This window comes from Microbacterium sp. AC215 (assembly GCF_979258645.1).
On the sequence record NZ_OZ409869.1, the window covers coordinates 1,644,577 to 1,656,394 of the forward strand.

An 11,818-nucleotide genomic window follows, 5' to 3' on the forward strand; every position below is an offset into this window, starting at 1 on the left:
GCGACGGGAGCGAGATCGGATGCGGCTATTCGACGAGCTTGCCCTCGGTGTCGACCTCGCGCATGAGCTCGGCGATCTCGGCGGGGATCTCCGGGATCGACTCGCGCGTGACTCCGCCGGTCGGCGACCAGACGAGGTTGACCTGCAGCGTCGGGTCGGTGTCGGGGTAGTCGCTGCGGTTGTGACATCCGCGCGTCTCCCGACGCTCCAGCGCCGCCTCGAGAGTGGCTCGCGCGGCGAGCGCCGATGCCTTGAGGTCGAAGGCATGCGCGAGATCCTGGAATCCGGCGATGTCCGGGTGGATGCCGATGTCCTCCATCCGCCCCTCGATCATGTCGAGTTCGGCGAGGCCGGCACGGAGTCCGTCCTCCGACCGCACGACACCGGCATGCTGGGTCATGGTGTTGCGGATCGCGCGCTGCAGGGCTCGCACATTCTCGCGACCGTCGGCCGTGAGAAGGTCGTCGATCTCGGCGCGGGCCTGGACGACCGCGTCCGCCGAGCGGCGCTGAGCGTCGAGCCCCGCGGCATGCGCCATGGCCGCCTGCCCGACGATGCGCCCGTAGACGAGCAGCTCGATGAGCGAATTGCCGCCGAGGCGGTTGGCTCCGTGCAGGCCGCTCGATGCCTCGCCGATCGCGTAGAGCCCGTCGACGTCGGTCTGGTGGTCGTCGGGACGCACCCACACGCCACCCATCGAGTAGTGCGCGGTGGGCGCGATCTCGATCGGATCGGTCGTGATGTCGAGCATCTGCAACTCCATCATCGTCTGGTAGACGCGGGGCAGACGGGTCATGATCGTCTCGCGCGGCAGATGCGAGACGTCGAGCCAGACGCCGCCGTTCTCGGTGCCCCGCCCTTCGGCGATCTCGGTGTACGCGGCGAGCGCGACACGGTCGCGTGTCGAGAGCTCCATGCGCTCAGGATCGTACTTCGACATGAAGCGCTCACCGAGGGCGTTGCGCAGGATCCCGCCCTCGCCGCGGGCCGCCTCCGAGATCAGGGTCCCGGCGGCGTTCTCGGGCTCGATGATCCCGGACGGGTGGAACTGCACGAGCTCCGGGTCCCGCAGGCGGGCGCCCGCATCGACCGCGAGCCGGAACGAGTCTCCGGTGTTCTCGTCCCGTCGTGACGAGGTGCGGCGCCAGATGCGGTTGTGCCCGCCCGCGGCGAGGATCACGGCATCCGCGTGGATGAGGTAGCGCGTGCCGTCCGACTGGTCGAAGCCGTAGGCGCCGAAGACGACGTTGTCGCGCACGAGCAGACGCGTGATGTAGACGTGGTCGAGGATCGGCACCTCGAGCTGTTCGGCCTTCGCGACGAGGGTTCGCTGGATCTCGAGACCCGTGTAGTCGCCGGCGAAGGCCGTGCGACGGAAGGTGTGCGCCCCGAAGAACCGCTGCGAGATGCGGCCGTCGTCCTCGCGGGCGAAGTCCATGCCCCAGCGCTCGAGATCCCGGATGCCGCGCTCGGCCCCCTGCGTCACGATCTCGACCGTGTGCGGGTTGGCGAGCAGGTAGCTCTCCTTGATCGTGTCGGCGGCGTGCTGCTGCCAGCTGTCGGCCTCGTCCATGGTGCCCAGCGCGGCGTTGATGCCGCCGGCGGCGAGAGAGGTGTGCGCGTCCTGGCGCGGGCGCTTGCCGACGGCGAGGACGTCGATGCCGTGCTCGGCGACCTCGATCGCCGCCCGCAGCCCGGAGCCGCCGGTGCCGATGACCAGGACCGTGGTGGAGATCTGACGTTCGCGAGTGCTCATGCCTTCCACGCTAATTACGGTATCCCGATAACTCCAATGCATTGTTCTACTGGTATCGATACACTGAAAACATGAACCTCGAGCAGCTCCGCGGGTTCGTCGAGGTCGCCCGCCTCGGCCATTTCACCCGCGCCTCCGAGCACCTGCACCTCGCTCAGCCGTCGCTGAGCCGACAGATCTCGACACTCGAACGCGAGCTCGGCGCCGAGCTCTTCCACCGGGCGCGCGGGCACATCGGACTCACCGCCGCCGGAGAGGCCCTGCTCCCCCGCGCTCAGCGCATGCTCGCCGAGTCCGACGCGATCCGCGAGGAGATGGCCGAACTCGCCGGACTCCGCCGTGGCCGCGTGCGACTCGGCGCACCGCCCACCCTCTGCATCAGCCTCGTCGCCGAGGCGATCAGCACCTTCCACGCCGCCCACCCGGGCGTCGACCTGCACCTCACCGAGAGCGGGTCGAGGCTGCTCGTCGATCAGCTGGCCGTGGGTGCCGTCGACATCGCGCTCATCACGGAGTCGGAGGGTCCGCCGCCGTCGGGCTTCAGCCTGACGCGCATGCCGCTGCTGACCGAAGAGCTGGTGGTCGTGTCCGCCGCATCCGAGCCTCCCGTCTCGACCTCCACGGTGATGAGCCTCGACCACCTCGCCACCCTGCCGCTGATCGCGCTCGACGAGACCTATGAGCTGCGGGCGACGACCGATGCGGCCTTCCGCTCGGCAGGGCTGACCCCGAACTTCGTCCTCGAGGGCGCCGAGATGGACGCGCTGCTCCGCTTCGTCGAACGAGGCGTCGGCGTGGCCGTGGTTCCGGCGATGGTGCTGCTCGATCAGCCGGCGCTGCGGTCGGTCAGGATCTCGCACCCGATGATGAGGCGCACGGTGAGCCTGGCCCACCGTGCGGACGTCACGCCGGCCGTCGCGGTGGCCGCGATGCGTCACGTGATCGTCGGCACGGCCGCTGAGGTCGCCCGCCGAGACCCTGCCATCACGAGCCTGCTCGACTGAGGTCGCTCAGGCGTCTTCGTACTCGTCGGGAGACCACTCGTCGCGCCAGTCGATGATCGGCCGGTCGCCCTCGAATCGGATCGGCAGCCAGACGTAGTCGGCGATCGAGGTGTCGACGTAGGCGAATTCCTCCATCGGCTCGTCGCCGTCCTTCCCCGGTGCGAAATGCTCGATGAACGCCTGTCGCGCGCGGTCGCCGTGCTCGAGATACCGCGGCAGCCACCGATCGGCGACGGCGATATAGAGGTCCTTCTTTCTTGGATGCCGGAACACCGATGAGATCTGGGAGTGGTACGAGGTGCGCGACTCGTCGCCCGGATGCAGGTCGCCGAGCACCTCGAACGGACCGTGATAGCTGCGCGCCACCGCCGACTCGGACGGGTTCGGGTAGTACCCGGTGGTGCCGGAGGTCAGCAGGTAGTGCAGTCCGCCGCGCTGGAAGTGCGCCGGAGCCTCGCGCACGTACGGCGGCTGCGGCTGCGGGAAGTGGGTCGAGTAGTACCCGGTGACATCGGTGTAGTCGCTGGTGAGGTCGGCGCAGATCATCTCGGAATGCACGCGTTCGAAGTAGTAGTACCCCTTGCCGTCGTGCGGATCGACGACCAGATCGAAATCCCCGGCGCTCATGTCGAGCGGACGCAGCCAGGTGCGCTGGATCTCGTACGGACCGAGGATGCTGTCACTGGTGAGCACCGTCGAGCGCTGCACCGATCCCTTCGTCATGACCTTGACCCAGCACACGTACGTGCGGGTCTCGGCGTTGAAGATGATGTGCGGTCGGTCGAGCCCCTGAGTCGGATGCAGCGGTGAGGACTCGTCGTACTCGTCCGGCGGGATGATGACGCCCCGGTCGTCCCAGTTCACGAGGTCGATCGACGAGTAGCACCGCACTCCCCAGTGCCAGATCCCACTCCCCGGCGTCGAGAACTCCTTGTTCTCGCCGTACCAGTAGTGCACGCCGTCGACGGTGATGACGGATCCGCCGTGGGCGTGGATGCGCTCGCCTTTCGTGTCGAGCCACACCTGCCCCGGCCGGATGTGCTGCTGAGTCATGCTGCTCCCTCGGTCTCGAGAACGGGCTCCGGTCTGCGCCAGCCGAAGAACGGCCGTTCGGGGTCGTCCTCCACGGCGCGGAACGTCGTGGTGAACGAGTGGCGCCCGGGGCCGACGGGGATCTCCTCCGCGGATCCCGGAAGAACGAGCACGCCGATGGATGCCGCGGGCACCTCGACGTCGATGGACAGGCGCTCGCCGTCACGCCGCCACGCGATCGACGCCGTGCCGCGAACGCTGTCGTACCGCGCACTCGCGTGCTCGAGACGACCGCCCGGCTGCGGCTCGAAGCGGATCCTCTCCCACCCGGGCGCATCCGCCGCGAGCCCCGCGACCACCCGGTGCAGGAAGTCGGCGACGGCTCCGAGCGCGTAGTGGTTGAACGACGTCATGTCGCCGGGGTTGATGGATCCGTCCGGCAGCATGCTGTCCCAGCGCTCCCAGATCGTCGTCGCGCCCATGCTGACCGGATACAGCCAAGACGGCAGCTCGTCCTGCAGCAGCAGGTGATAGGCGTAGTCCATGCTCCCGGCGCGCACCAGCGCATCGCAGATGATCGGGGTGCCGACGAAACCGGTCGAGATGTGGAAGCCGCCCGCTCCGACGAGCTCCTGCAGCCGCGAACCGGCCCGCCGCACCTGCTCCTCGTTCTCGAAGAGCTCGAACACCAGCGCGACGGCGATCGAGGTCGGAGTGTCGCTGACCACGCGGCCGCTGTCGCTGAGGAATTCATCCTGGAAGGCCCGGGACGCTCGTTCGGCGACACCGCGATAGTGCGCGGCATCCGCCTCCTCGCCGAGCAGAGCAGCAGCGTCGGCCACGATGCGCGCCGTGCGCACGTGATAGGCCGTCGCGACCAGGTACTTGTCGGTGTGGGACTTGCCGGGGTCCTCCGGTGGTGCGGTCGGGTCGAGCCAGTCGCCCAGCTGGAAGCCGGTGTTCCAGAGTCCTGTGTGATCGGTGAGCTCGTCGACCAGGTCGACCCAGGCGCGCATGCTCGGGTACTGGTCGGAGAGGATCCGGATGTCGCCGTCGTTGCGGTACATCTCCCACGGCACGATCACGGCCGCATCGCCCCACGCGGCCGTCGGGAAGTTCGGGAAGCCGCACTCGACCCACGGTACGAAGTTGGGTACGTGCCCCTGATCAGCCTGCTCGACAGCGAGGTCGCGCAGCCATCCGGTGAGAGTGCCGTGGGCCGCGAACAGGCGCAGCGCGGTGGGCGCGAACACCTGGATGTCGCCGGTCCACCCCACGCGCTCGTCACGCTGCGGGCAGTCGGTCGGCAGATCGACGAAGTTGTCGCGCATGCTCCACACGACGTTCGAGTGCAGCCTGTCGAGCCCGTCGTTCGACGACTCGAACCAGCCGGTGCGCCGCATGCCGGTGTGGATCACCACCGCCTCGACGTCTCCGTCGCGGAGCTCGCCCGGCCAGTTCTCGAGCTCGGCGTACTGGAAGCCGTGGATCGTGAAGCGAGGGGTGTAGATCTCCTCACCCGAACCCGCGGCGGTGTAGCTGTCGACCGATGTCGCCGCCCGGAGCGGACGGATGCCGAGTTCGCCGTTCTCGATGACCTCCGCGTGGTGGAGCGTCACGGTGTGACCGGCATCCGCTCGCACCCGGATACGGAGCACCCCCGAGATGTTCTGACCGAAGTCGAGACGGATGCGGCCGCTCGGCTGACGCTCGACCGTGACCGGGCGCAGCGTCTCGGTCTCCTGCACCGGCAGAGCGGTCGGCGGTTCGATCGCCGCCGGGAAATCGGTTCGGGGCAACATGGCCGCCGGACTCCAGCTGGAGGCGTCGAATCCCGGCGCGGACCAGCCGTCCTCCGTCAACCGCGCATCGAAGCTCTCGCCCTCATACAACCCGACCGCGGTGATCGGCGACGGCGCCGTGAGCCACTCGAGGGGCACCTGTCGAGTGACACCGTCCGCCGTGGTGACCTCGAGCTGCGCGAGCAGCGCGACATCCGATCCGTAGATGTCCCACACGCCCCCGTCGAACCCGATGTGGCCGCGATACCAGCCGTCGGCGAGCCATGCGCCGATCACGTTCTCGCCGACGCGAAGCGCCGCGGTGACGTCGTGCGTCTGATAGCGCAGACGGTGGCCATAGCTCGTCCACCCCGGTGCGAGCACGTCGTCCCCGACACGCTGACCGTTGACCTCGAGCTCGTACACGCCGTGCGCCGTGGAGTGGATCCGGGCCCGCACGATGTCGCCGGGCAGTGCCCCCTCGGCGATGGCAGCCCGCAGCAGATACGCGGGCCGCGGTGCCGTGCGGTCGGCCACGACCGAGGGCGAGGCGAAGTCGACCTGCCAGTCGTCACCGAGCCCGGACTCGATCCGCACCGGTTCGCTCCAGGGGCCGGAATCGAGGGCGCGGATGCGCAGGTCTCCCCCGGCGCGTGGCGCGAGAGGCGCGAACGGCCAGGCGACGCGCTGCGTCGACGTCGTGCGCTCGGCGCGCACCGTTCCGTCGTCGGCGACGAACTCCAGTTCGAAGGCGTCTGCCGCAGCATCCGCCACGAAGGAGATCCGCGGTTCGGCTTCGCCGATACCGAGGGTCTTGCCTCCGCGCCTGTTCTCCAGCCAGATCTCGATGATGTTCGTCATGTCAGCCCTTCACCGATCCGGCGGTCAGGCCCTTCATGACCTGCTGGTTGAGGAACACGTAGATGAGCAGCGTCCCGAGCACGTTGACCGAGATCGCGGCGAAGGTCGGCCCGTACTGCACCGCTCCGTACTCTCCGGTGAAGTTGAGCAGTCCGACCTGGATCGTGCGCAGGTCGCTGCTGTTGGTGAACGTCAGGGCGATGAGCAGGTCGTTCCAGAGGAAGAAGAACTGCACGAGACCGATCGTGAACAGGGCGTTCTTGACCAGCGGGAGGCCGATCGAGAAGAACGAACGGAAGATGGACGCGCCGTCGAGTGTCGACGCCTCGAAGATCTCCCGCGGCACCGAGCGGAAGAAGGTCGCCATCATGAACACGGTCAACGGCATCCCCAGCGCCACGTAGGTGATGATGAGCGGCCACAGCGTGCCGGTCATGTTCGTGCGGAAGTAGATCGTGAACAGCGGCAGCAGGATCATCTGCGCAGGCACCATGATGCCCGCGAGGAAGAGCAGCAGCACCGTGCCGCGCCCCTTCCAGACCATGACCTCGAGCGCGAAGCCCGCGGCGGTGCCGAAGACCAGGATGATCGCCAGCGACGGGAACACTGCGACGACGCTGTTGAGGATGTACTTGCCGAACTCGCCGGTGGTGAACACCTCGATGTAGTTGACGATGTCCCACGACTGCGGCAGAGCCCAGAACGGCTCGTTGAGGAACTCGTTCTGCGTCTTGAACGACCCGAGCAGCATCCACAGGATCGGATAGACCTCGACGATGAGCAGCACGGCGATGAGCAGCCGGATCGGCAGCCGTCGGAAGAAGTCTCTGGCGCCTCGACGGTTCGGATCGACGTCGCGGCGGGTGGGCAGCGGGGTGCCCGTGACGATGGCGGTTGTCGCACTCACTGGTTCAGTCCTTCGTCAGATCGCGGCGGGTGGAGCGGAAGATGAAGACCGTGAACAGCAGGCACAGGATCGTCAGCATGAGGGCGATCGTGCTCCCGTACCCGTAGTCGCCGTAGGCGAACGAGGTGCGGAACATGTACAGGGTCAGCGGCGTGGTCGCGTTGCCGGGTCCGCCGTTGGTCAGCGCCACGACCGTGTCGAAGACCTTCAGCGTGCCGTTGATGCTGAAGATGATCGATGACAGCAGCACGGGCAGCGACAGCGGCAGGACGATCGTGCGGATGAGCTTCCAGCCGGATGCCCCGTCGATGCGCGCCGATTCGATGAGCTCGTCAGGGATGTCGACGAGTCCGGCGTACAGCAGCACGGCATAGAAGCCCATCGACCGCCAGAGGTCCATCGCGATGATCACCCAGAAGGAGGCGTCGGGGGTGCCGAACCAGTCGAGGTTCTGCCCTCCGAGGATCCCGAGGAAAGAGTTCACCGGTCCGACGGTCGGCGCGGCCTCGAACAGTCGCTGGAACAGCAGCGCGACCGCCACCGTGGGGAGCACCACGGGGAAGAACACGATCGTGCGGATGATCCCCGATCCCTTGCGCAGCCAGAAGACGTACATCAGAGAGAGCAGATAGCCCACGATCACCTGCAGGGCGGTGAGGATGAGCGCGTACTTCAGGGTGAAGAAGATCGCGTCCCAGGCGGCGGGGTCCTGGAAGAACTTGGTGAAATTGTCGAACCCGTTGAAGGTGAAGCCCGTGATGGGGTTGCCGTCCTGCACCGTGTAGAACAGCGACCACACGATCGGGACGAGCATGACGAGGGAGTAGACGAGCAGCGCGGGTCCGAGCAGGACGAAGATGGCGCGCTTGTCACCGAGGACTTTGTGCATGGTGGATCTCCTGATGCGACGAGGACGGTCTCGGGGCGGGCGGATGCCCGCCCCGAGAGTGGGTCAGCCTTCGTCGTTGGCGGCCTGGACGAGCGTCATGAACTCTTCGCCGGAGAGGCTGCCGTTGGCGAGACCTGCACCGTTGTTCTGGCTGATGCCGGTCGCCTTCGGGGTGAAGAGCGCCTCGAACCAGAGCACGCTCGACGGAGCGTTCGCGATCTCGTCCTGCACGGTCTGCGTCGTCGAGGGCAGATCGGCGGGAGGGTTGTCGACCACGAAGCCCGAGACGACACCGCTCTCGTTCAGCGCCGTGTCGCCGTAGCCCTCAGCGATGCACTTCAGCCACGCGGCCGCTTCATCGTCGTAGTTCTTCTCGGCGAACATCACCGGGATGCCGACGTTGGCCGGGATCTGGTCGATGCTGCCCTCGCCGCCCTCGACTGCGGGGAAGCGCGCGAAGCCGACGTTGTCGACCCCGATCTGGTTCTGCTCCTCGTCGTTGAAGTTCGCCAGCGCCCAGCTGCCCATGTAGTAGAAGGCGGCTTTCCCGCTGAGGAACAGGTTCATCGAGGCGTTGTAGTCGATCGAGCCGACGGCGTCACCGAAGTATCCGGCCTTGCCGAGTTCAGCGACCGCGTCTGCGGCGGCGACGTATTCGGGGTCCGTCAGTTTCGCATCGCCGTCCGCGACCTTCTGGAGTGCGTCGGGGCCGAGCGTGCGGAAGATGTAGTCGCCGACGAGGCGGGTGACGGGCCAGCCGTCCTTGCCCGCGGTGGCGAACGGCTGGACGCCGGCGTCCTTGAGCGTGGCTGCGGCATCGACGAGGTCGTCCCACGTCTCGGGCACCTCGATGTCGTTCTTCTCGAGAAGCTCCTTGTTGTACCAGAACCCCTCGATGTTGAACTCGGTCGGCAGTGCGTACAGCGCACCGTCACCATAGAGCGCCTTGACCGTCGATTCAGCCGCGGGCAGCAGCCGGTCGGAGACGCCCAGGTCGTCGAGCGCCTGGGAGAGGTCGAGCACCTTGCCCCCGTCGATGAACTCCGACATGAGCGCGGGGGTGCCGGCAGCCATCTGCATGTCCGACAGACCGTCCTGACTCGCGAGCAGCTGGAGCTGCTGGTCCCACTGCGTGCCCGAGATGTCATCGGACGTCAGCGGCGCCGCGTCGGCCGCAGCCTTGCACTGGTCGCCGGCGAGGGTCTCGAGCGTGCTGATGATCGTGGTGTTCTCGGTCTGACCGAGATAGGTGAATTCGCCGGAACCGGCACCGGACTCGGAGCCCGATCCTCCGGAGCCGCCGGAGCAGGCGGAGAGCGCGAGAGCGCCGACGCCGATGAGCGCGATTGCGGGGGCCAGGCGACGGGCGCGCCTCGTTGCTGTGGTCACTGTTCCTCCTTGAAGAGCGACGCCTCTTTTGAAGCGCTTCATTCACACCATGCCATAGAAAAAAAGCCATTGTCAAGAGAGTTACGCATCACAAATGAAGCGCTTCACGAATAGTGATGCTCTAGAGTTGAAGAGCCAGGTCATGGCGACGATGCCGAGGAGGATGACGTGACCGACACTCCCCCGCCCGGGCGCTCGAAGCCCAGCATGGCGGACGTCGCCGCTCACGCGGGAGTCGCCCTCGGCACTGTGTCCAACACCCTCAACAATCCCGAGAAGGTGCGAGAGGCGACCCGTCGCAAGGTGCTGTCATCCATCGCCGAGCTCGGATTCGTCCGCAATGATGCTGCGCGCTCTCTCGCCGCGGGAAACAGCACCTCGGTCGGCCTGGTGCTGGCCGACCTCGGCAACTCCTTCTTCGTCGACATCGCGCGCGGCGCCGAGAGAGCGCTGCGGCGCCACAAGATGGACGTGCTGATCGTCAACTCGGACGTCGACCCCGATCGCGAGGTGCACAACCTCGAGCTGCTCGACCGTTCGCGCGTGGCCGGCATCATCCTCGCCCCTCTCGACACGGCGCTCGCGAAGTCGCCGCACCCCGAGAACCGCACCACTCCGACCGTGCTGGTGAACTTCGAGTCCCCGTCTCTCGCGTACCCGGGAGTCACCGTCGACGAGCGCCACGGCGGGGCGCTCGCCGCATCGCACCTGATCGCGCTCGGGCGCCGACGACTTCTCTTCGTGGGCGGTCCGCGTTTCCTCACGGCCGTCAACCAGCGCTGGGAGGGCGCCGAGCAGGCGACCGCCGCGCACCCCGACGCGCGCATCGAGATCCTCGAGACGCGAGGCGTGAACATCAGGCACGGACGGGATGCCGGACGGCAGATCCTCGCCCGCGGTGCGGGCGCCTACGACGCGATCGTCGCAGCATCCGATCTCGTGGCCATCGGCCTCATCCAGATCCTCAACGAGGTGACCGGATTCTCGGTTCCGAACGACATCGCCATCACCGGCTACGACAACAACCACTTCGCGTCCGAGAGTGCGATCCCGATCAGCACGGTGAGTCAGCCGGGCGAGGAGATGGGCGCCGTCGCAGCAGATCTCCTGCTGGAGCGCATCGCCGACCCCGGTGCGGCGGCGCGCAGCGTCACCCTCGAGCCGCGCCTGCTCCCCCGCACGTCCACCCTCGGCGAGATGTGGCGCAGGGACTGACCTGCAGTCATGTCACCGCTCGCTCGCTGCGACGGAGATCACCCGTGCCGAAGGTCTGAAACTCGCATCCGCTCCTTCGCAGCGTGAGTTCTCCTTCGCTGGACGGGCCTTCGCTGGACGGGCGTGAGGGCCGAAAAGTGGATCCGAAGATGGAGACCGCATGGATGCCGGACAACGCAAAACCCCCGCCGCTTTCGCGACGGGGGTTTCACCTGATGTGCGCCCGAAGGGACTCGAACCCCTAACCTTCTGATCCGTAGTCAGATGCTCTATCCATTGAGCTACGGGCGCTCCTGGACCGCTCAGCGGGCCGTAGAACAGCCTACAACAGACGAGACGCGAAAGCGAAACGAGCGCTCACTCGTCACTGTCGGGCGTGTTCTGCTTGTTCTTCCGCTTCGCTTTCGCACGCTGCAGAGACGACAGCGCCTGCAGGTCGACGAGTCGCAGCGCCTGCATCCGCGCCTCGCGCATCCGGTCGTAATCGGGGTCCTGATCGGGTCGCATGCCCTCGACGCGCAGCCGACGATCGAGGTTGTGCCGCACGTCAGCCCAGGCTCCTTCGCGCGCCTCTTCGACGATGACGCGCAGGGCGGCCTCGTCCTCCATCATGTCGCGCAGCTTGGTCGCGACCCCGTGCGACTGCTTGGCCCTCCGACGCAGGTTGCGCACGTCGCGGTCCCGGTAGTCATGGGTTCCCGAGGGGTCGGAATGGCGACCGCGAGCGCGTTTGCGCAGCTCGGTCAGGTTGCGCTCGACCTCTTCGGACTCCTCGGCCATCGCCCGCAGCGCTTCCCGCGCATCGGCGACGTACTTGTCCGTGTCGAAGACGCCGTTCTCGGCGATCGTGCCGATGAGGATGTGATTCTTCACGGCGAGGCGCGCCGCAGCGGTCGCGATCGCAACGCCTTCGGCGATGGCATCCGCTGTTCGTCCCACCCCTACCTCCTCCCTTCGAGAGTACCGGTATCGCTCGGGGATGCA

At 67.1% G+C, this 11,818-nt stretch carries 9 protein-coding genes and 1 tRNA gene; 2 read left to right on the top strand and 8 right to left on the bottom strand.

The annotated features are described in order from the left end of the window. Positions 1–25: 25 nt before the first annotated feature. Complete coding sequence (locus ACZZZF_RS08155; RefSeq protein ID WP_295104255.1) at positions 26–1,756, bottom strand: L-aspartate oxidase; 1,731 nt, start codon at positions 1,754–1,756, stop codon at positions 26–28. A 71-nt stretch (positions 1,757–1,827) separates the two neighbouring features. On the opposite strand from ACZZZF_RS08155, the gene ACZZZF_RS08160 reads away from it, so the two are divergent. After that, complete coding sequence (locus ACZZZF_RS08160; protein ID WP_053098801.1) at positions 1,828–2,760, top strand: LysR family transcriptional regulator; 933 nt, start codon at positions 1,828–1,830, stop codon at positions 2,758–2,760. Between the two features lie 6 nt (positions 2,761–2,766). On the opposite strand, the gene ACZZZF_RS08165 is transcribed toward ACZZZF_RS08160, so the two are convergent. The 5 genes from ACZZZF_RS08165 to ACZZZF_RS08185 form a co-directional block, all read right to left on the bottom strand. Continuing rightward, positions 2,767–3,813: a family 43 glycosylhydrolase gene (locus tag ACZZZF_RS08165; protein WP_463497897.1), complete on the bottom strand. Its 1,047-nt coding sequence runs from the start codon at positions 3,811–3,813 to the stop codon at positions 2,767–2,769. Further along, entirely contained in the window at positions 3,810–6,434 is a 2,625-nt protein-coding gene (locus ACZZZF_RS08170) for a family 78 glycoside hydrolase catalytic domain (protein WP_463497899.1), read from the bottom strand. Before ACZZZF_RS08170 ends, ACZZZF_RS08165 begins: the two co-directional genes overlap by 4 nt. A 1-nt stretch (position 6,435) precedes the next feature. Next, on the bottom strand, positions 6,436–7,341 hold the full coding sequence (locus tag ACZZZF_RS08175; RefSeq protein WP_230101259.1) for a carbohydrate ABC transporter permease: 906 nt from the start codon (positions 7,339–7,341) through the stop codon (positions 6,436–6,438). A 4-nt stretch (positions 7,342–7,345) separates the two neighbouring features. Then, complete coding sequence (locus tag ACZZZF_RS08180) at positions 7,346–8,230, bottom strand: carbohydrate ABC transporter permease (protein WP_053098799.1); 885 nt, start codon at positions 8,228–8,230, stop codon at positions 7,346–7,348. Positions 8,231–8,293: 63 nt separating this feature from the next. Then, the gene (locus ACZZZF_RS08185) at positions 8,294–9,619 is read right to left on the bottom strand and encodes an ABC transporter substrate-binding protein (protein WP_463497901.1); all 1,326 of its coding nucleotides are present in this window, start codon (positions 9,617–9,619) and stop codon (positions 8,294–8,296) included. Between the two features lie 168 nt (positions 9,620–9,787). Here ACZZZF_RS08185 and ACZZZF_RS08190 point away from each other — a divergent pair, with 168 nt between their 5' ends. Continuing rightward, positions 9,788–10,834: a LacI family DNA-binding transcriptional regulator gene (locus ACZZZF_RS08190; RefSeq protein WP_463497903.1), complete on the top strand. Its 1,047-nt coding sequence runs from the start codon at positions 9,788–9,790 to the stop codon at positions 10,832–10,834. Between the two features lie 218 nt (positions 10,835–11,052). Here the strand turns inward: ACZZZF_RS08190 and ACZZZF_RS08195 are convergent. Together ACZZZF_RS08195 and ACZZZF_RS08200 are read right to left on the bottom strand one after the other, a co-directional pair. Next, positions 11,053–11,125 (bottom strand) — tRNA-Arg (locus tag ACZZZF_RS08195). 66 nt (positions 11,126–11,191) lie between these two features. Further along, the gene (locus ACZZZF_RS08200; protein WP_072590748.1) at positions 11,192–11,773 is read right to left on the bottom strand and encodes an asparagine synthase; all 582 of its coding nucleotides are present in this window, start codon (positions 11,771–11,773) and stop codon (positions 11,192–11,194) included. Between the last annotated feature and the right edge of the window lie 45 nt (positions 11,774–11,818).